We start from the raw sequence: 18,585 nt of genomic DNA, 5'->3' as shown, positions 1-18,585 counted from the left end.
CCTGCGCGGTCGGGGCCCGGGGACGAGGCGGGGCGGGGGCGGGGGCGATGAGGCTGGAACTCGTCGGTCGGGGTCGTCCCGGCCGAAGGCCCTCCCGGCCGGGATTCCGGGCGGGAGACGGCGGAGAAGCGGTGGAGAAGGGGATGGGGCGCGTGTCTGTCGCGATCGTCACGGGGGCTTCGAGGGGACTGGGCCGGGCGCTGGCCCTCGCGCTGGCCGGCCGGGGCTGGGACCTGGTGCTGGACGCGCGGTCACCGGCCGTGCTGGCGGGGACGGCGGAGGAGGCGCGGCGGCTGGGCGCGCGGGTGGCGGCGGTGCCGGGCGACGTCACGGATGCCGGGCACCGCGCGGAGCTGGTGGCCGAGGCGGCGGGGCTCGGCGGGCTCGACCTGCTGGTGAACAACGCGGGCGTGCTGGGCGTGGAGCCGCTGGTCCCGCTGGCGGAGCATCCGCTGGACCGCTTCCGGGCGGCCCTGGAGGTCAATCTGGTAGCGCCGCTGGGCCTGGTGCAGGAGGCGCTGCCGCTGCTGCGGGCGGCGCCGTCGGGGGCGGTGCTGGACATCAGCTCGGACGCGGCGGTGACGGCGTACCGCACCTGGGGCGGCTACGGGGCGACGAAGGCGGGCCTGGACCTGCTGTCGGGGGTGCTGGCGGTGGAGGAGCCGGGGCTGCGGGTGTGGTGGGTGGATCCGGGCGGGATGCGGACGCGGATGCTGGCGGCGGCCGAGCCGGAGGAGGACCTGTCGGGGACGCCCGCCCCGGAGGAGGTCGCCCCGGTGCTGCTGCGGCTGCTGGACGGGCGGCTGCCGAGCGGGCGCTACACGGCGGTGGGGCTGGCGGGGCAGGCGGAGCGCGTGGAGCTGGCGGAGCCTGCGGGGCAGGCAGGGCAGGCGGAGCAGGCGGAGCAGGCGGGAGCTACAGGGCTGACGGAGCCTGCGGGGCAGGCAGGGCAGGCGGGGCAGGCGGGGCCGACGGCGCAGGACGCACCTGCGGGGCAGGCGGGACCGGCGGGGCAGGACGCACCTGCGGGAGCGGCGGGGCAGGCGGGAGCGAGGCGGTGAGCGGGGCGCTGGGCGGGCCGCTGGGTGAGTGGGCGGTGCCCCGGGAGCTGTCGGCTCGGGTGCCGGCCGAGCAGCGGGGTGCGGGGCGCGGCCGGGACGGCGTACGGCTGATGGTGTCGCGTGGCACGGCGGTGGAGCACCGGGCGTTCCGGGAGCTGCCGGGGCTGCTGCGGGCCGGGGACGTGCTGGTGGTGAACACCTCGGCGACGCTGGCGGCGGCCGTGGACGGGCGGCTGGGGGCGGGGCCGGACGGGGAGCGGGTGGTCGTGCACTTCTCCGGCCCGGACGACGGGGCGCGGCGCTGGGCGGTGGAGCTGCGGACCCCGGACGGCTCGGGGACGACGCTGCCCCGCGCGGGCGGACCCGCGGGGGCGGTGGTGCGGCTGCCGGGCGGGGCGCGGCTGGTCCTGGAGGAGCCGCTGGCGCCGGGGGCGGCGCGGCTGTGGTGGGCGCGGCCGGACGTGCCGGTGCCGGGGCTGCTGACGCGGTACGGGCGCCCGATCCGGTACGGGTACACGGCGCGGGACCAGGCGCTCTCGGCGTACCAGACGGTGTTCGCGCTGGCGGCGCCGGACGGTTCGGGTTCGGCGGAGATGCCGAGCGCGGGGCGGCCCTTCACGGCGCGGCTGGTGGCGGAGCTGGTGAGCCGGGGCGTGCAGTTCGCGCCGGTGGTGCTGCACACGGGTGTGGCGTTGGCGGAGGCGCACGAGCCGCCGTACCCGGAGCGCTTCGAGGTGCCGGCGGCGACGGCGTGGCTGGTGAACGCGGCGCGGGCCGGCGGCGGCCGGGTGATCGCCGTGGGGACGACGGCGGTACGGGCGCTGGAGTCGGCTGTCGCGGCGCCGGGCGCGCGGGCCGCGGCGGGGCGCGCGGCAGGGCGTCCGGGGGCGGCCGTGGGGCGCGGCGGGGGTACGGCGGTCGTGGCGCCCGGTGGCGGGGGTCCCGGGGGCGGGAGCGCCGTCGTGCGGGCCGCCGCCGGGTGGACCGGGCTCGTCGTGACGCCGGAGCGGGGCGTGCGGGTGGTGGACGGGCTGCTGACCGGGCTGCACGAGCCCGAGGCCTCGCACCTGCTGATGCTGGAGGCGGTGGCGGGGCGGCCCGCGCTGCGCCGGGCGTACGCGGAGGCGGTGCGGGAGCGCTACCTCTGGCACGAGTTCGGGGACGTCCATCTCATCCTCCCGGAGGAGAACCCTCACCGTATGGATTGCTGATGCAACTCATGGTGAGTTTGTTACACGTCCGATGTGAGCCCGCGCATAGGACCCACATCACTTACGAATCCCCCTAGTGGATAGGTAAAGGGCAGATGAAGGGCGCCGGAGCCGGTCCCGGGCCGGTTCCGAACCGGTTCCGGGGCGCCCCTCCCGAGCCCCTGATCCACTACCCGGGATCGTACGTCACACCTTTGCCACGGCATTTTGCTGCCGCTAAGAATTGCGTCCGTCGCCGCCGAGCAGGCGCAGCGCCGCCCCGGCCTGAGCGACCCCCTGCGATTCGAAGAGGTAGTGCCGTATGTCTGCGAAGACCCCTGGCCACAGTCGTGGTCTGAACAAGACCCACAAGGCCACGATCGCCGGCGTCGCAGCTCTCAGCGCCGCCGCCATCGGCTTCTCCCTCATCCCGGGCCACGGCGGCGCCACCGAGGTCGAGCCGCAGGCCCTCGCCGGTACGCAGCAGGTCTCCTGGACCTACGACGCCAACAGCCCGCAGGCGAAGGCGCTGGCCGCCAGCCTCGACTCGCAGCAGTCGACGATCGCGCTCAAGGCCAAGCAGGACGCCGCCAAGGTGAAGGCCGCCGTCGAGGCGAAGGCCAAGGCCGACGCCAAGGCGAAGGCGGACGCGAAGGCGAAGGCCGAGGCCAAGGCGAAGGCCGAGGCGAAGAAGCGCGCCGAGGCCAAGTCCGCCGCGAGCCGCGCCGCCGTCCGCAAGCCGGTGTACTCGAACAACCTCGACGGCTGGATCCGCGAGGCGCTGTCCATCATGGACAAGCACAACATCCCGGGCACCTACAACGGCATCCACAAGAACGTGATGCGCGAGTCCAGCGGCAACCCGCTGGCGATCAACAACTGGGACATCAACGCCATCAACGGCGTGCCGTCCAAGGGCCTGCTCCAGGTCATCTACCCGACCTTCAAGGCGTACCACATCCCCGGTACCAAGTTCGACCAGTACGACCCGGTCGCCAACATCGTCGCCGCCTGCAACTACGCGGCCGACCGCTACGGCACGATCGACAACGTCAACAGCGCGTACTGAGCCTCCGCTCCGCGCCCCCGCACTGCCGAAGGGCGGCACCCCGCACGGGGTGCCGCCCTTCGGGCGTGGCGCATGGCGCCCGGCCGGGGCCGCCGTCGGCCGTCCGCCGTTACTTGCGCATGACCTCGGGCTCGTGGCGGCGCAGCAGCCGCGCGACGAGCACGCAGCAGAGCGCGGCCATCAGGAGCTGGACGCCGAGGTCGATGCCCCACTGTCCGGCCGAGTGCTCCCACAGGGCGTCGAGGTTGTCGGGGTTCTTGTGGTCCCACGGCGGCATCAGGTGCGCCAGGTCGAGCGTGGTGCCGGCACCGGCGATGCCCCAGCGGGACGGCATCAGCCAGGCGAACTGCTCCAGGCCGGGCGAGCCGTACACCTGGAAGAGGATGCCGGTGAACACGACCTGGACGATCGCGAACATGACCAGCAGCGGCATGGTCTTCTCGGCGGTCTTCACCAGGGCGGAGATGACCAGGCCGACCATCATCGAGGTCAGGCCCAGCGCGATGACCTGGACACAGAGCTCCAGCGCCGGCGGCATGAACAGGCCCTCCTCCGGCAGCTCGCGGGTGGAGAAGCCGATGCCGCAGATGATCACGCCCTGGAAGGCGGTGATCACGCCGAGGACGATGACCTTGGACATCAGGTACGCCGAGCGGGACAGGCCGGTGGCGCGCTCCCGCTCGTAGATGACCCGTTCCTTGATCAGTTCTCGTACGGAGTTGGCGGCGCCCGAGAAGCACATGCCGACCGCGAGGATCAGCATGATCGTGCCGGCGTCGCCGTTGAAGCGGGACGGCGCCACGGGCTTGCCGAGGCCGAAGTCGGCCGGGATGACCACCGAGACCGCGCCGAGCACGGCGGGCAGGATCACCATCAGGGCCAGGAAGCCCCGGTCGGAGGCGATCACCGAGACATAACGGCGGATCAGGGTCCACAGCTGGGAGCCCCAGCCCTGCGGCTTGGGCGGCCGGGTCATCGCCTGCTGCGCCTGCTGCGGCATCTGGACCGGCTGGGCGGCGACGGCGTCGATCTCGGCCGCGTACATCTGGTAGTGCTGCGAGCCCTTCCAGCGGCCCGCCCAGTCGTAGTCGCGGTAGTTCTCGAACGCGGAGAAGACGTCGGCCCAGGTGGAGTAGCCGAAGAAGTTCAGCGCCTCCTCCGGCGGGCCGAAGTACGCCACCGAGCCGCCGGGCGCCATCACCAGCAGCTTGTCGCACAGGCCGAGCTCCGCCACCGAGTGGGTGACGACGAGGACCGTGCGGCCGTCGTCGGCGAGGCCGCGCAGCAGCTGCATGACGTCGCGGTCCATGCCCGGGTCGAGGCCGGAGGTCGGCTCGTCCAGGAAGATCAGGGAGGGCTTGGTCAGCAGCTCCAGGGCGACCGAGACGCGCTTGCGCTGGCCGCCGGAGAGGGAGGTGACCTTCTTCTCCTTGTGGATGTCGAGCTTGAGCTCGCGCAGCACCTCGCCGATCCGGGCCTCGCGCTCGGCCTCGGCGGTGTCGCCGGGGAAGCGGAGCTTGGCCGCGTAGCGCAGCGCCTTCTGGACGGTCAGCTCCTTGTGCAGGATGTCGTCCTGCGGGACCAGACCGATGCGCTGGCGCAGCTCGGCGAACTGCTTGTAGAGGCTCCGGTTGTCGTAGAGGACGTCGCCCTGGTCGGCGGGCCGGTAGCCGGTGAGCGCCTTGAGGAGGGTGGACTTGCCGGAGCCGGAGGGGCCGATGACGCCGATCAGCGACTTCTCCGGGACGCCGAAGGTGACGTCCTTGAGGATCTGCTTGCCGCCGTCGACCGTGACGGTGAGGTGGCGCGCGGAGAAGGAGACGTCGCCGGTGTCGACGAACTCCTCAAGCTGGCTGCCGACGATCCGGAAGGTGGAGTGGCCGACGCCGACGATGTCGTTGGGGCCGATGAGAACGGTGCCGTTCTTCGGGATCGGCTGACCGTTGACGTACGTGCCGTTGTGCGAGCCGAGATCGGTGATCTCGAACCGGCCGTCGGGCGTCGCCTGGAACTTGGCGTGCTGGCGCGAGACCTGGAGGTCGGAGACGACCAGCTCGTTCTCCAGCCCACGGCCGATGCGCATGACATGGCCGAGATTGAGCTGGTGGAAGGTGGTGGGGCTGCGGTCGCCGGGCACCGGGTACGCGCCCTGGGCGCCGCCCTGCTGGTGCGGGACCTGCGGGCTCGGCGGCTGCGGCTGCCCGCCCTGCTGCGGCGGGACCCCCTGCGGCGCCTGCTGCTGCGGCTGCTGCCAGCCCTGCTGCGGGGCCTGCTGCTGCGGCGGGGCCTGGTGCGTGGCCCAGTCGGCCTGCGCGGCGGCGTGCGCCTGGTGCGCGGGCTGCGCCGGGGGCTGATGCGCGGGCGCGGCGGCCTGCTGCTGCTGCGCGGGCGCGCCGGCGGCGGCGAGGTTCAGCCGCGGGCCGTCGGTGGCGTTGCCGAGGTGGACGGCCGAGCCGGGGCCGATCTCCACCTGGTGGACCCGCTGCCCCTGTACGAACGTGCCGTTGGTGGAGCCGTGGTCCTCGATGACCCAACTCCGGCCGCCCCAGCTGATGGTGGCGTGCCGCCACGAGACCCTGGCGTCGTCGATGACCAGGTCGCCCTGGGGATCGCGGCCGAGGGTGTACGACCTGGCCGGATCGAGGGTCCAGGTCCTTCCATTCAATTCCAGTACGAGTTCTGGCACTCCATGCCCCACTACTTGTCCCCCGCGGGTCCCCCGTCATCGGGAGCCCAGGGATGATGAACATCCGGGGGAACTATTTCAGGCCCCGGGCCGGATCCGGAAGTCGGGTTGGTGTGAAGAGCTCGCGCGCGCCGCACGGCGCGCGCCTCCGTGACAAGGGGAGGGCCACACGGGTGTCCGGCAGGCGGGACGGGGGCTCGGCGGGCGGGGGGCGCCCGATACGGTGGTCGCACCATGAGCGCATCGCAGACCTCAGACGTTCCCACCTCGGACGATCCCGCCGCACACCTCGTCGCCGCGGACGTTCCCACGCTTCTCGTCAAGATCTTCGGGAAGGACCGTCCCGGGATCACCGCCGGACTCTTCGACACCCTCGCCGCCTACTCCGTCGACGTCGTGGACATCGAGCAGGTCGTCTCCCGTGGCCGGCTCGTGCTGTGCGCGCTCGTCACCGAGCCGACCGTCGCCTCCCAGGGCGAGCTCCGCGCGACCGTGCACAGCTGGGCCGAGTCCATGAAGCTCCAGGCCGAGATCATCTCCGGCACGGGCGACAACCGGCCGCGCGGCGAGGGCCGCTCGCACGTCACGGTGCTCGGGCATCCGCTGACCGCCGAGCAGACGGCGGCCATAGCGGCCAGGATCGCGGGGACCGGCGGCAACATCGACCGGATCTTCCGGCTGGCCAAGTACCCGGTGACGGCGGTCGAGTTCGCCGTCTCGGGCTGTGAGACGGAGCCGCTGCGGACCGCGCTGGCCACCGAGGCGCACTCGGTCGGCGTGGACGTGGCCGTGGTCTCGGCCGGGCTGCACCGGCGGGCCCAGCGGCTCGTCGTCATGGACGTCGACTCGACCCTGATCCAGGACGAGGTCATCGAGCTGTTCGCGGCGCACGCGGGCTGCGAGGACAAGGTCGCCGAGGTGACGGCGGCCGCGATGCGCGGCGAGCTGGACTTCGAGCAGTCGCTGCACGCGCGGGTCGAGCTGCTGGCGGGGCTCGACGCCTCGGTGGTGGACAAGGTGCGCTCCGAGGTGCGGTTGACTCCGGGGGCGCGCACCCTGATCCGTACGCTCAAGCGGCTCGGCTACCAGGTGGGCGTGGTCTCGGGCGGCTTCACCCAGGTCACCGACGACCTGAAGGAGAAGCTGGGGCTCGACTTCGCGCAGGCCAACACCCTGGAGATCGTGGACGGGCGGCTGACCGGCCGGGTCACCGGGGAGATCGTGGACCGGGCGGGCAAGGCGCGGCTGCTGCGGCGCTTCGCGGAGGAGGCCGGGGTGCCGCTGGCGCAGACGGTCGCGATCGGCGACGGCGCCAACGACCTGGACATGCTGAACGCGGCCGGGCTCGGGGTGGCGTTCAACGCCAAGCCGGTGGTGCGGCGGGCGGCGGACACGGCGGTCAACGTGCCGTTCCTGGACACGGTGCTCTATCTGCTGGGCATCACCCGCGAGGAGGTCGAGGCCGCGGACGGCGGCACGGGCGAGCTGCTGCACTGAGCGGCGCGCGGACGGGACGGGGCCCGGTCGTCGGTGGACGGCCGGGCTCCTTCGCGTACCCGCTCGGGCGGACCGGCTCAGTCGTGCGGGGTCCAGAAGTCGGTCAGGGTGCCGACGCCGTGCTCGACGGACTTCCAGGAGCCGTCGAAGGTGACGACGGCGAAGGCGGAGGTGGGGAAGCCGCTGCGGGTCATCCGGGCGAGGGTGTCGCCCTCGGCGCGGCCGGACAGGGCGTCGGCCATGGCGTGCATCCCGGGGTTGTGGCCGATGAGCAGCAGGCCGCCGACGGAGTCGGGCGTCTCGTTGACCACGGCGATGAGCTCGCCGAGGGAGGCCTCGTACAGCCGCTGCTCGTACACCGTCTTGGGGCGCTGGGGGAGCTCCTGGACGGCGAGCTTCCAGGTCTCGCGGGTCCTGACCGCGGTCGAGCACAGGGCCAGGTCGAGGGGGATGCCGGTCTCGGCCAGCTGCCGTCCGGCGACGGGGGCGTCCTGCCGGCCGCGCTCGGCGAGCGGGCGGTCGTGGTCGGAGACCTGGGGCCAGTCGGCCTTGGCATGGCGGAGCAGCACGATCCTGCGGGGTGTGTCGACGCTCATGCCCACCAGCTTCGCACGGATCAGGCCGTGTTGACTCGGAGAGCGGCCCGGTCCACACCTCGGGGGGAATCAGAGGGAGAGGGTCTGCTGGAGCTGTTCGAGGAGGCGGGAGTAGGTGAGGTCGCCGCCCGCCGCCTGGGCCTGCTCCGGGCCGCTGATGAGGAGGAAGAGGGCGACGAAGGCGAGCACCGGGAGGACCAGCGCCCACCAGGGCAGCCGGGTGTCGACTCCGGCCGGCGCGTGGGCGAGGTCCCTCCGGTCGCTGGTCCGGGTCTGGGCCGGCATGTCAGCCTCCGTGGGTCGGGGGGTGTGCCGCGGGGCCGTTCCCCGCGTCGTCTCCACGGTACGGAGCGCGCGGCGCCCGGCCCATCAGGTGACCCACCCACTCGACCCTGACACTGACCCCCTAGGGGACAGGGGGGACAGCCCCACCCCTCCCCCGGTCCGCCCGGGTCAGGGCGAGGCGAGGGAGGCGATGACGGCGATGACGACCGTGATGCCCAGCATCGCGCCGAGCACGATGAGGAACTTCTTCTGGCCGTTCGGGGGGTTCGGTTCGAGTACGGGCATGGGATCAGTCTCGCATCTCAGCATTCGTCCTCGACGGTCCGGTCCCGTCCGGCGAGGCTGCCCACGATCATCTGCGGGATCAGCAGGCCGGCCATGAGCCCGATGGGCAGGCCCCAGCCGCCGCTGTGCTGGTAGAGGATGCCGACGAGGAGCGGGCCGGGGATGGAGATCAGATAGCCGACGCTCTGCGCGAAGGCGGAGAGCCGGACGACGCCCGCGCCGGTCCGCGAGCGCAGCCCGATCATGGTGAGGGCGAGCGGGAAGGAGCAGTTGGACACGCCGAGGAGCAGCGCCCACAGCCAGGCGCCCGCGGCGGGGGCGAAGGCGAGGCCGGTGTAGCCGGTGAGGCCGCACAGGGCGAGGGTGACGACGATCGGACCCTGGGTCTTCATCCGGGTCGCGAGCCGGGGTATCACGAAGGCGAGCGGGACGCCCATGACCATGGTGACGGCGAGGAGCACGCCCGCGGTGGAGGCGGAGACGCCCGCGTCACGGAAGATCTGCGGCATCCAGCCCATGGTGATGTACGCGCCGGTGGCCTGGAGGCCGAAGAAGACGCCGAGGGCCCAGGCGGTGCGGCTGCGGGTGATCCGGGGCGCGGCGGCCGGCGCGGCGGCGGGGGCGGCGGGGGCCGTGCTGGCCGGGGCGGCGGCGGCCCCGGCGGCGCGGGGGCGGCCGCGGAGGACCAGGAGGAGCCAGGGCAGCACGGCGACGGCGGCGAGGCCCGCCCAGACGCCGAGGCCGAGGCGCCAACCGCCGCCGAGTGCCTGGGTCATGGGCACGGTGAGCGCGGCGGCCAGGGAGGTGCCGAGGGCCAGGGCCATGGAGTAGAGCCCGGTCATGCTGCCGATGCGCTCGGGGAAGTAGGTCTTGACGATGACCGGCATCAGGACGTTGCTGAGCGCGATGCCCATGAGGGCGAGGGCGCTGGCGGCGAGGAAGGCCGGGGTCCCGCCCGCGAGGGGGCGCAGCAGCAGTCCGGTGAAGATGGCGGCCATGCCGGCGCAGACGACGGCGGCGGGTCCGAAGCGGCGGGCGAGGCGGGGGGCGGCGATGCCGAAGACGGCGAAGCAGAGCGGCGGTACGGAGGTGAGGACGCCGGCGACGCTGCCGCTCATGTGGAGCCCGTCGCGGACCTCTTCGAGGAGGGCGCCGAGGCTGGTGATGGCGGGGCGCAGGTTGAGCGCCGCGAGGACGAGTCCGACGACGACGAGTCCGGTGACCCAGCGGGCGGGGCCGGTGGTGGGGGCGGGGGCGGGGGCGGCGACCGCGCGGGGGCGGGTCCCGGTGGGGGCGGCCTCGGCGGTGGGGGCGAGGGTCTGCGGCTCGTCAGGCATGGGGACATCATAGAATCATGGGATGATTGGTTGTCCAATCTCGAACGAATCGCTTCGAGCGGATCGCTTCGAACGGATCACGGCCGGGAGAATCGCCCTCGGGCGGTCGGCTCCCGGGGCGATCGCCCTCAGGCGGATCCCCTCAGGCGGATCCCCTCAGGCGGATCACTCCGCCGACGAACTGCTCCGATGACGGAAGGTGCACCCCATGGCGCTCGGCCATCCCCGGCGAGCCGGGCTCTCCGATCAGGTGATCGCCCAGCTGCGCAACCAGATCACCTCGGGCGAGTGGCCGGTGGGCAGCCGGATCCCGACCGAGCCCGAGCTCGTCGAGCAGCTCGGCGTCGCCCGCAACACCGTCCGCGAGGCGGTGCGCGCGCTCGCCCACAACGGGCTGCTCGACATCCGGCAGGGCTCCGGCACCTACGTCGTCGCGACGAGCGAGCTGGCCGGGGTGATGCACCGCCGGTTCGCGGACTCGGACCCGCGCCACATCGCGGAGCTGCGCTCCACGCTGGAGTCCTCGGCGGCCCGGCTCGCGGCCCAGCGGCGCACGGACCGGGACGTCAAGCAGCTCGACGCGCTGCTGGCGCGCCGCGAGGAGGTCTGGCGGTCGGGCGACGCGGAGGAGTTCGTGACGGTGGACGCGGCCTTCCACCACGCGGTGGTGGTCGCCTCGCACAACGAGGTGCTGACCGAGCTCTACGCCGACCTCGGGCACGTGCTGCGGGAGTGGCTGCGCGGCGACGTGGGCCGGGAGCTGCGGCCGGAGAACCACATGGACCACGCGCGTCTGGTCGAGGCGATCCGCGCGGGCGACGCCGAGCGGGCGGCGGCGGAGGCGGCGAGCTATCCGTTCCTGTGCCTCAGGAGCCCGGAGCCGCCGGTTCGTGGGTGATCCACGCCGTACGGACCTCCTTCCAGCAGCGGCCGGCGACCTGGGCGTAGTCCGCCGGGGCGACCGCGACCGGCGCGCTGTCGGTGTCCACGTCCCACCAGCGCGCGCACTCGACGTGCAGCCGGACCCGGTCGGTGCGCGGGAAGGGGTTCTGGCAGTACGCGGTGACCGTGGAGCCCTCGACGTCGGTACGGCAGGAGGCGCCGGCGTCCTCGTCCGGCTCGGCCGCGGGGACCGAGCGGGGCGCGTCCTCGGCGGCGCCGGGGGCGGGGCGGGCCTCGGCGGCCACGGCGAGGCCGGCCAGCCCCGCGAGGAGCGCGGCGGCCGAGAGCAGGGCCGGGACCTGGGAGTACAGCGCGCGCATGGGCGTACCTCCTCCCCGTCCGTGGGCCCGCCGAGGCCCGGTCCGTGGCCCGTGGGCAGTCCGTGGGTAGCCGGAATGTCACGCTCCGAACGTCACGCTTCGACCAGTCTGCGGTGATTTGCCCGACTTTTCGACTCGGGCCGGGATCGCGGAACGCCGAAGGGGCCGGACGCCCGCCGTGCGGCGGGCGTCCGGCCCCTTCGGGCACGGCGGGAAGGCGTCAGGCGCCGATCGCGTGCAGGCCGCCGTCCACGTGGACGATCTCGCCGGTGGTCTTCGGGAACCAGTCGGAGAGCAGCGCGACGATCGCGCGGCCGGCCGGCTCCGGGTCGGTCAGGTCCCACTCCAGCGGGGAGCGCGAGTCCCAGACGCTCGCCAGCTCACCGAAGCCCGGGATGGACTTGGCGGCCATCGAACCGAGCGGACCGGCCGAGACCAGGTTGCAGCGGATGTTCTGCTTGCCCAGGTCACGCGCCATGTAGCGGCTGGTGGCCTCCAGGGCGGCCTTGGCCGGGCCCATCCAGTCGTACTGCGGCCAGGCGAACTTCGCGTCGAAGGTGAGGCCGACGACCGAACCGCCCTCGCTCATCAGCGGCAGCACGGCCATGGTCAGGGACTTCAGCGAGAAGGCCGAGACGTGCATGGCCGTGGAGACCGACTCGAACGGCGTGTTGAGGAAGTTGCCGCCGAGCGCGTCCTGCGGGGCGAAGCCGATGGAGTGCACGACGCCGTCGATGCGGTCGCCCAGGTGCTCGCGCACCTGGCCCTCCAGGCGCGCGAGGTGCTCGTCGTTGGAGACGTCGAGCTCCAGGACCTTCACGTTCTCGGGCTTGGGGAGCTTCTTGGCGATGCGCTCGGTCAGCGTGGGCCGGGGCCAGGCGGTGAGGATGATCTCCGCGCCCTGCTCCTGGGCCAGCTTGGCGGCGTGGAAGGCGATGGAGGACTCCATCAGCACACCGGTGATCAGGATGCGCTTGCCCTCGAGAATTCCGCTCATGTGATCAGTGACCCATGCCCAATCCGCCGTCAACCGGGATGACGGCTCCAGTGATGTACGAGGCGTCGTCCGAGGCGAGGAACTTCACCGCCGCGGCGATCTCCTCGGGCTGCGCGTAACGGCCCAGGGGAACCTGGGACACGATGCCGGCACGCTGCTCGTCGCTGAGGACGGCGGTCATGTCGGTGTCGACGAAACCGGGCGCGACGACGTTGAACGTGATGTTGCGCGAGCCCAGCTCCCGGGCGAGGGACCGCGCGAAACCGACCAGGCCGGCCTTGGAGGCGGCGTAGTTCGCCTGCCCCGCCGAGCCGAGCAGACCGACGACCGAGGAGATCAGGACGACGCGGCCCTTCTTGGCGCGCAGCATCCCTCGGTTGGCGCGCTTCACGACCCGGAAGGTGCCGGTGAGGTTGGTGTCGAGGACGGACGTGAAGTCCTCCTCGGACATGCGCATGAGGAGCTGGTCCTTCGTCACGCCGGCGTTGGCCACCAGGACCTCGACCGGACCGTGCTTCTCCTCGATCTCCTTGTACGCCTGGTCCACCTGCTCGGTGTCCGTGATGTCGCAGCGGACGGCGAGGAAACCGGCCTTCTCCAGCTCCGCCGGGTCGCCCGAGCGGTACGTGATCGCGACCTTGTCGCCGGCCTCGGCGAACGCGCGGGCGATGGCGAGGCCGATGCCCCGGTTTCCTCCGGTGACGAGAACCGAGCGGCTCAACGGATCACCCTTTCGATAGCGGTCTGGTATGCCGAAAACCTATCGGTCCGTTCCGCGATACGGAGAATCGGGCCCTGACAGTGGCGTACGGAAGTCACTGTCGGGTCCCTACAGAATGGTCTGGGCATCCCGGCGTAAAGCGCGACATGATCGGGGACGACCGGTCTCACACGACAGGAGACAGCTGTGCCATCTGGCCCCCATACCCTCGACGAAGCCTTCACGGCGCTGCCCCTTCGGGCGCTCGCCGACGCGGCCCTCGCCCGCGCGCGGGCGCTCGGCGCCGACCACGCCGACTTCCGCCTGGAGCGGGTCCGCAGCGCCTCCTGGCGGCTGCGCGACGCCAAGCCGTCCGGCTCCTCGGACACCACCGACCTCGGCTACGCGGTGCGGGTGGTGCACGGCGGGGCCTGGGGCTTCGCCTCCGGCGTCGACCTCACCATGGACGGCGCCGCGAAGGTCGCCTCGCAGGCGGTCGCCATGGCCAAGCTCTCCGCCAAGGTGATCGCGGCGGCCGGCTCCAGCGAGCGCGTCGAGCTGGCCGACGAGCCCGTGCACGCGGACAAGGTGTGGATCTCCTCGTACGAGATCGACCCCTTCGCCGTCTCCGCCGAGGAGAAGAGCGGACTGCTCGCCGACTGGAGCGCCCGGCTGCTGCGCGCCGACGGCGTGGCGCACGTGGACGCCTCGCTGCTCACCGTGCACGAGAACAAGTTCTACGCGGACACCGCGGGCACCGTCACCACCCAGCAGCGGGTCCGGCTGCACCCGCAGCTCACCGCCGTCGCCGTGGACGAGTCCACCGGCGAGTTCGACTCCATGCGGACCCTCGCGCCGCCGGCCGGGCGCGGCTGGGAGTACCTGACCGGCACCGGCTGGGACTGGGACAAGGAGCTCGACGAGATCCCCGGGCTGCTCGCCGAGAAGATGCGCGCCCCGAGCGTCGAGGCGGGCCGCTACGACCTGGTCGTCGACCCGTCGAACCTGTGGCTCACCATCCACGAGTCCATCGGCCACGCCACCGAGCTCGACCGCGCCCTCGGCTACGAGGCGGCCTACGCGGGCACCTCCTTCGCCACCTTCGACCAGCTCGGCAAGCTGGCCTACGGCTCCTCGATCATGAACGTGACCGGCGACCGCACCGCCGAGCACGGGCTCGCCACCATCGGCTACGACGACGAGGGCGTCCAGGCCCAGTCCTGGGACCTGGTCAAGGACGGCACGCTCGTCGGCTACCAGCTGGACCGCCGGATCGCGAAGCTGACCGGCCTCGGGCGCTCCAACGGCTGCGCCTTCGCCGACTCCCCCGGCCACGTGCCGGTGCAGCGGATGGCGAACGTCTCGCTCCAGCCCGACCCGGGCGGCCTCTCCACCGAGGACCTCATCGGCGGCGTGGAGCGCGGCGTCTACGTGGTCGGCGACCGCTCCTGGTCGATCGACATGCAGCGCTACAACTTCCAGTTCACCGGCCAGCGCTTCTTCCGCATCGAGAACGGGCGGCTCGCCGGGCAGCTCCGGGACGTCGCGTACCAGGCGACGACCACCGACTTCTGGGGCTCCATGGAGCAGGTCGGCGGCCCCCAGACGTACGTGCTCGGCGGCGCCTTCAACTGCGGCAAGGCCCAGCCGGGCCAGGTCGCGGCCGTCTCGCACGGCTGCCCGTCCGCCCTCTTCCGGGGCGTCAACATTCTGAACACGACGCAGGAGGCCGGTCGATGAGCCGCGTCAGCAAGCCGTACGAGATCGTCGAGCAGGCCCTGGAGCTGTCCCGCGCGGACGGCTGCGTCGTCATCGCCGACGAGGAGTCCTCGGCCAACCTGCGCTGGGCCGGGAACGCCCTCACCACCAACGGCGTCACCCGGGGCCGCACCCTCACCGTGATCGCCACCGTGGACGGCGCCCAGGGCACCGCCTCCGGGGTCGTGTCCCGCTCGGCGGTCACCGCCGCCGACCTGGAGCCGCTGGTCCGCGAGGCCGAGGCCGCCGCACGGGCCGCCGGGCCCGCCGAGGACGCCCAGCCGCTGGTGTCCGGGGTGCCCGTCTCGCCCGGCTTCACGGACGCGCCGGCCGAGACCACCTCCGCGGTCTTCGACGCCTTCGCGCCCGCCCTCGGCGAGGCCTTCGCGCGGGCCCGGGCCGGCGGCCGGGAACTGTACGGATTCGCCAACCACGAGCTCACCTCCAGCTACCTCGGCACCTCCACCGGGCTGCGGCTGCGGCACGACCAGCCGAACGGCACCCTGGAGCTCAACGCCAAGTCGCCCGACCGCTCGCGCTCCGCCTGGGCGGGGCGCTCGACCCGTGACTTCAAGGACGTGGACCCGGCGGCCCTCGACGCCGAGCTCGCCGTCCGGCTCGGCTGGGCCGAGCGCCGGATCGAGCTGCCCGCCGGGCGCTACGAGACGCTGCTGCCCCCGACCGCCGTCGCCGACCTGCTGATCTACCAGCTCTGGTCGTCCATCGCCCGGGACGCCGTCGAGGGCCGCACGGTCTTCTCCAAGCCCGGCGGCGGCACCCGCCTGGGCGAGACCCTCTCGCCGCTGCCGCTCACCCTGCGCAGCGACCCGCACCAGCCGGGCCTGGAGTCCTCCCCCTTCGTGCTGGCGCACTCCTCCGGCGACGACTCCTCCGTCTTCGACAACGGCCTGCCCATCGAGCCGGTGGACTGGGTACGGGACGGGAAGCTGGCGCACCTGATCACCACCCGGCACACCGCCGGGCTCACCGGCCTGCCGGTGGCCCCGGGCGCCGGGAACCTGATCCTGGACGGCGGCGGCGAGCGCTCCCTGGAGGAGATGGTCGCGGCCACCGAGCGCGGGCTGCTGCTGACCTGCCTCTGGTACATCCGCGAGGTGGACCCGGCGACGCTGCTGCTCACCGGCCTGACCCGGGACGGCGTCTACCTCGTCGAGAACGGCGAGGTCGTCGGCGAGGTCAACAACTTCCGGTTCAACGAGTCGCCGGTGGACCTGCTGTCGCGGGCCACCGAGGCGGGCCGGACGGAGCAGACCCTGCCGCGCGAGTGGAGCGACTGGTTCACCCGGGCCGCGATGCCCGCCCTGCGGGTGCCCGACTTCAACATGAGCTCGGTCAGCAAGGGCGTCTGACCCGCCTAGACTGGCCGGGACAGCCCTGACCGCATTCCATCCCCCGAAGGAGACGGACGACGTGACCGACATCGTCGACGAGCTGAAGTGGCGCGGGCTCTTCGCCCAGTCCACCGACGAAGAGGCCCTGCGCGCGGCCCTCGCGGACGGTCCCGTCACGTTCTATTGCGGCTTCGACCCGACCGCGGCCAGCCTGCACGTCGGCCACCTGGTCCAGGTGCTCACCGTCCGCCGGCTCCAGCGGGCCGGACACCGGCCGCTGGCGCTGGTCGGCGGGGCCACCGGCCAGATCGGCGACCCCCGGCCGACCGCCGAGCGCACCCTGAACGACCCCGAGACGGTCGCGAACTGGGTGAACCGGCTGCGTTCGCAGATCGAGCCGTTCCTGTCCTTCGAGGGCGAGAACGCCGCGGTCATGGTGAACAACCTGGACTGGACCGCCGGCCTGTCGGCGATCGAGTTCCTGCGGGACATCGGCAAGCACTTCCGGGTCAACAAGATGCTGACCAAGGACTCCGTCGCCCGGCGCCTGGAGTCCGAGCAGGGCATCAGCTACACCGAGTTCAGCTACCAGCTCCTCCAGGGCATGGACTTCCTGGAGCTCTACCGGCGGCACGGCTGCACCCTCCAGCAGGGCGGCTCCGACCAGTGGGGCAACCTGGTGGCCGGCCTCGACCTGATCCACCGGCTGGAGCCGGAGGCCAAGGTCCACGCGCTGGCGACCCCGCTGATGGTCAAGGCCGACGGCACCAAGTTCGGCAAGACCGAGAGCGGCGCCGTCTGGCTGGACCCGGAGATGACCACGCCGTACGCGTTCTACCAGTTCTGGCTGAACGTCGACGACCGCGACATCTCCACGTACATGCGGATCCTGTCCTTCGCCTCCCGCGAGGAGCTGGAGGAGCTGGAGAAGCTGACGGCGGAGCGGCCGCAGGCCCGGACCGCCCAGCGGGCGCTGGCCGAGGAGCTCACCACCCTCGTGCACGGCGCCGACCAGTGCCGGGCCGTCATCGACGCCTCCAAGGCGCTGTTCGGCCAGGGCGAGCTGGCCGAGCTGGACCCGGCGACCCTGGCGGCGGCGCTCTCCGAGCTGCCGCACGCGAAGGTGTCCGAGCTCGGGCAGGTCGTGGACCTGTTCACCGAGGTCGGCCTCGCGCCGAGCCGCTCGGGCGCCCGCCGCACGGTGAAGGAGGGCGGCGCCTACGTGAACAACGTCAAGGTGACCGCCGAGGACGCCGAGGTGGCGGCGGACGAGCTGCTGCACGGGCGCTGGCTGGTGCTGCGCCGCGGCAAGAAGAACCTGGCCGCGATCGAGTTCACCGGCTAGTCCGCGGCGGAGCACGAAGCCGGAGGCCCGGTGCGCGCGGGGTGCGCGCACCGGGCCTCCGGCGTGCTCCGGGGTCCCTCCGGGGCCCGGCGGCGTCTAGGGGGTGTCTGACAATTCCCGCCGGATCAGGCCGGGTCGTCCGGTGCGTGCGCTCGGCGCCCGGCCGAAACGCCCTCGTAGCGGAGCTACTTGGGCGTTTCGGCCGGGCGCCGAGCGTGCGTGCCGGGCGGGCCGGACCCGGCGGGAATTGTCAGACACCCCCTAGGTCCGCTGTTTGTTGCCCTTGATCGAGGCCCACAGCATGTCGCCCACGCCCACCACGGCGACGGCGCCGATGAGCTGGAGGAGATGGCGGGTCCAGTCGATGCCCTTGGTGTCGTTGACCCCGATCCAGGTCGCGACCGCGTTGCCGAGCACGCTGCCGATGATGCCGAACACCGTCGTCAGCCACAGCGGGATCTGCTGCTTCCCCGGAAGGATCGCCTTCGCGATCAGGCCCAGGACGAAGCCCACAATGATCGCCCACAACCAACCCATCGTCGCCTCCTCGTGCGCGTGTGTGCCCAGTCTCCGGCCGTGGGCCATACGGCGCATGTCGGGCGCCGCCATACGTGCCCCGGTCTCCTCCGCCGGGAACCCTCGGCGTACCGTGGGATCCAGAGCGGACCGGGGAGAGTCCGCACGGCTCGTGGGTGGTGGAATGTGATGCGGAAGCATGGCGGAACCGAGGTCTTCCGGATCACCGGCGCCCGGCAGGGACTCGCCGAGGACGTCCGGGGCCGGCAGCGGCGGTACGTGATCTCGATGTCGATCCGCACCCTCTCGGTGATCGCCGCCGCCTCGCTGTGGAACGTGGAGCGGCACGTGGCCGTCGTGGCGCTCGTCGTCGGGGCGCTGCTCCCCTATGTCGCCGTGGTGATCGCCAACGCCGGACGCGAGACGCCGAAGTCCCTTCCCTCCACCTTCATGGCCCCTCCCGCGCGGCCCGCGCTGGAAGCCGATGCGGAACGCGGGGGCCGTGCGGACGGTCACACAGCGTGAGATCGAGCTCAAGAAAAGCTCAGATCAATCATGAAGTTCCGGTGCACCGCACCCCATGGGCCGTGACATACTGCCTACGCGCTCCGCATCCCCCGTCGGAGCGACGGACCGATGCCGGGCAGCT

The 18,585-nt window shown here is 72.6% G+C and carries 17 protein-coding genes and 1 pseudogene; 9 read left to right on the top strand and 9 right to left on the bottom strand.

Annotated features, from left to right (window positions below):
• Nucleotides 1-152: 152 nt before the first annotated feature.
• From ACZ6J5_RS14795 to ACZ6J5_RS14785, 3 genes and pseudogenes are all read left to right on the top strand, one after another.
• A pseudogene (locus ACZ6J5_RS14795) lies at nucleotides 153-836 on the top strand (SDR family NAD(P)-dependent oxidoreductase); the annotation flags it as partial.
• A 221-nt stretch (nucleotides 837-1,057) separates the two neighbouring features.
• A complete protein-coding gene (locus tag ACZ6J5_RS14790) occupies nucleotides 1,058-2,272 on the top strand; it encodes an S-adenosylmethionine:tRNA ribosyltransferase-isomerase (protein ID WP_469391317.1) in 1,215 nt (404 codons plus the stop codon).
• A gap of 301 nt (nucleotides 2,273-2,573) precedes the next feature.
• Nucleotides 2,574-3,320 carry a transglycosylase SLT domain-containing protein gene (locus tag ACZ6J5_RS14785; RefSeq protein ID WP_469391315.1) on the top strand — a complete coding sequence of 249 codons (747 nt, stop codon included), beginning with the start codon at nucleotides 2,574-2,576 and terminating at the stop codon, nucleotides 3,318-3,320.
• 109 nt (nucleotides 3,321-3,429) lie between these two features.
• Here the strand turns inward: ACZ6J5_RS14785 and ACZ6J5_RS14780 are convergent, their stop codons facing one another.
• On the bottom strand, nucleotides 3,430-6,018 hold the full coding sequence (locus ACZ6J5_RS14780; RefSeq protein ID WP_469391313.1) for an ABC transporter ATP-binding protein/permease: 2,589 nt from the start codon (nucleotides 6,016-6,018) through the stop codon (nucleotides 3,430-3,432).
• A gap of 222 nt (nucleotides 6,019-6,240) precedes the next feature.
• Here ACZ6J5_RS14780 and serB point away from each other — a divergent pair, with 222 nt between their 5' ends.
• On the top strand, nucleotides 6,241-7,503 hold the full coding sequence (gene serB / locus ACZ6J5_RS14775; RefSeq protein ID WP_469391311.1) for a phosphoserine phosphatase SerB: 1,263 nt from the start codon (nucleotides 6,241-6,243) through the stop codon (nucleotides 7,501-7,503).
• A 77-nt stretch (nucleotides 7,504-7,580) separates the two neighbouring features.
• Here serB and ACZ6J5_RS14770 read toward each other — a convergent pair whose 3' ends face one another.
• The 4 genes from ACZ6J5_RS14770 to ACZ6J5_RS14755 form a co-directional block, all read right to left on the bottom strand.
• Nucleotides 7,581-8,099: a SixA phosphatase family protein gene (locus tag ACZ6J5_RS14770; RefSeq protein ID WP_469391309.1), complete on the bottom strand. Its 519-nt coding sequence runs from the start codon at nucleotides 8,097-8,099 to the stop codon at nucleotides 7,581-7,583.
• Between the two features lie 69 nt (nucleotides 8,100-8,168).
• On the bottom strand, nucleotides 8,169-8,384 hold the full coding sequence (locus ACZ6J5_RS14765; protein ID WP_469391308.1) for a hypothetical protein: 216 nt from the start codon (nucleotides 8,382-8,384) through the stop codon (nucleotides 8,169-8,171).
• 168 nt (nucleotides 8,385-8,552) lie between these two features.
• A complete protein-coding gene (locus tag ACZ6J5_RS14760; protein WP_362476867.1) occupies nucleotides 8,553-8,669 on the bottom strand; it encodes an SGM_5486 family transporter-associated protein in 117 nt (38 codons plus the stop codon).
• A 17-nt stretch (nucleotides 8,670-8,686) separates the two neighbouring features.
• Nucleotides 8,687-10,006, bottom strand: a complete 1,320-nt coding sequence (locus ACZ6J5_RS14755) for a CynX/NimT family MFS transporter (protein WP_469391305.1) — start codon at nucleotides 10,004-10,006, stop codon at nucleotides 8,687-8,689.
• Between the two features lie 208 nt (nucleotides 10,007-10,214).
• Here ACZ6J5_RS14755 and ACZ6J5_RS14750 point away from each other — a divergent pair, with 208 nt between their 5' ends.
• Nucleotides 10,215-10,904 carry a FadR/GntR family transcriptional regulator gene (locus tag ACZ6J5_RS14750; protein WP_362476869.1) on the top strand — a complete coding sequence of 230 codons (690 nt, stop codon included), beginning with the start codon at nucleotides 10,215-10,217 and terminating at the stop codon, nucleotides 10,902-10,904.
• Here the strand turns inward: ACZ6J5_RS14750 and ACZ6J5_RS14745 are convergent.
• The 3 genes from ACZ6J5_RS14745 to fabG all read right to left on the bottom strand — a co-directional run bounded on the left by ACZ6J5_RS14745 (nucleotide 10,873) and on the right by fabG (nucleotide 12,986).
• Nucleotides 10,873-11,268, bottom strand: a complete 396-nt coding sequence (locus ACZ6J5_RS14745; protein WP_469391303.1) for a hypothetical protein — start codon at nucleotides 11,266-11,268, stop codon at nucleotides 10,873-10,875. The genes ACZ6J5_RS14750 and ACZ6J5_RS14745 overlap by 32 nt on opposite strands.
• Before the next feature lie 220 nt (nucleotides 11,269-11,488).
• Nucleotides 11,489-12,265: an enoyl-ACP reductase FabI gene (gene fabI, locus ACZ6J5_RS14740; protein WP_362476872.1), complete on the bottom strand. Its 777-nt coding sequence runs from the start codon at nucleotides 12,263-12,265 to the stop codon at nucleotides 11,489-11,491.
• Nucleotides 12,266-12,269: 4 nt separating this feature from the next.
• Complete coding sequence (gene fabG, locus ACZ6J5_RS14735; RefSeq protein WP_469391301.1) at nucleotides 12,270-12,986, bottom strand: 3-oxoacyl-[acyl-carrier-protein] reductase; 717 nt, start codon at nucleotides 12,984-12,986, stop codon at nucleotides 12,270-12,272.
• 186 nt (nucleotides 12,987-13,172) lie between these two features.
• Here fabG and ACZ6J5_RS14730 point away from each other — a divergent pair, with 186 nt between their 5' ends.
• From ACZ6J5_RS14730 to tyrS, 3 genes are all read left to right on the top strand, one after another.
• On the top strand, nucleotides 13,173-14,705 hold the full coding sequence (locus ACZ6J5_RS14730) for a TldD/PmbA family protein (protein WP_469391299.1): 1,533 nt from the start codon (nucleotides 13,173-13,175) through the stop codon (nucleotides 14,703-14,705).
• On the top strand, nucleotides 14,702-16,093 hold the full coding sequence (locus ACZ6J5_RS14725; protein WP_469391297.1) for a metallopeptidase TldD-related protein: 1,392 nt from the start codon (nucleotides 14,702-14,704) through the stop codon (nucleotides 16,091-16,093). Before ACZ6J5_RS14730 ends, ACZ6J5_RS14725 begins: the two co-directional genes overlap by 4 nt.
• Nucleotides 16,094-16,154: 61 nt before the next feature.
• Nucleotides 16,155-17,420, top strand: a complete 1,266-nt coding sequence (gene tyrS, locus ACZ6J5_RS14720; RefSeq protein ID WP_469391295.1) for a tyrosine--tRNA ligase — start codon at nucleotides 16,155-16,157, stop codon at nucleotides 17,418-17,420.
• A 261-nt stretch (nucleotides 17,421-17,681) separates the two neighbouring features.
• On the opposite strand, the gene ACZ6J5_RS14715 is transcribed toward tyrS, so the two are convergent.
• Nucleotides 17,682-17,957, bottom strand: coding sequence for a GlsB/YeaQ/YmgE family stress response membrane protein (locus tag ACZ6J5_RS14715; protein ID WP_362476881.1), 276 nt, complete (start codon nucleotides 17,955-17,957; stop codon nucleotides 17,682-17,684).
• A 168-nt stretch (nucleotides 17,958-18,125) separates the two neighbouring features.
• Between ACZ6J5_RS14715 and ACZ6J5_RS14710 the strand changes: the two genes are divergently transcribed.
• Nucleotides 18,126-18,461, top strand: a complete 336-nt coding sequence (locus ACZ6J5_RS14710) for a DUF3099 domain-containing protein (RefSeq protein WP_469391293.1) — start codon at nucleotides 18,126-18,128, stop codon at nucleotides 18,459-18,461.
• Nucleotides 18,462-18,585: the final 124 nt, after the last annotated feature.

The sequence above is a fragment of the Streptomyces sp. NPDC042100 genome (genome assembly GCF_055582325.1).
This window is presented reverse-complemented; position numbering and strand designations above follow the sequence as displayed.

Bases quoted from the DNA above. Each gene is read 5' to 3' on its own strand.
- ACZ6J5_RS14785 (WP_469391315.1), top strand. From the start codon at position 2,574: ATGTCTGCGAAGACCCCTGGCCACAGTCGTGGTCTGAACAAGACCCAC.
- serB (WP_469391311.1), top strand. From the start codon at position 6,241: ATGAGCGCATCGCAGACCTCAGACGTTCCCACCTCGGACGATCCCGCC.
- ACZ6J5_RS14770 (WP_469391309.1), bottom strand. From the start codon at position 8,099: ATGAGCGTCGACACACCCCGCAGGATCGTGCTGCTCCGCCATGCCAAG.
- ACZ6J5_RS14765 (WP_469391308.1), bottom strand. From the start codon at position 8,384: ATGCCGGCCCAGACCCGGACCAGCGACCGGAGGGACCTCGCCCACGCG.
- ACZ6J5_RS14760 (WP_362476867.1), bottom strand. From the start codon at position 8,669: ATGCCCGTACTCGAACCGAACCCCCCGAACGGCCAGAAGAAGTTCCTC.
- ACZ6J5_RS14755 (WP_469391305.1), bottom strand. From the start codon at position 10,006: ATGCCTGACGAGCCGCAGACCCTCGCCCCCACCGCCGAGGCCGCCCCC.
- ACZ6J5_RS14750 (WP_362476869.1), top strand. From the start codon at position 10,215: ATGGCGCTCGGCCATCCCCGGCGAGCCGGGCTCTCCGATCAGGTGATC.
- ACZ6J5_RS14745 (WP_469391303.1), bottom strand. From the start codon at position 11,268: ATGCGCGCGCTGTACTCCCAGGTCCCGGCCCTGCTCTCGGCCGCCGCG.
- fabI (WP_362476872.1), bottom strand. From the start codon at position 12,265: ATGAGCGGAATTCTCGAGGGCAAGCGCATCCTGATCACCGGTGTGCTG.
- ACZ6J5_RS14725 (WP_469391297.1), top strand. From the start codon at position 14,702: ATGAGCCGCGTCAGCAAGCCGTACGAGATCGTCGAGCAGGCCCTGGAG.
- ACZ6J5_RS14715 (WP_362476881.1), bottom strand. From the start codon at position 17,957: ATGGGTTGGTTGTGGGCGATCATTGTGGGCTTCGTCCTGGGCCTGATC.
- ACZ6J5_RS14710 (WP_469391293.1), top strand. From the start codon at position 18,126: ATGCGGAAGCATGGCGGAACCGAGGTCTTCCGGATCACCGGCGCCCGG.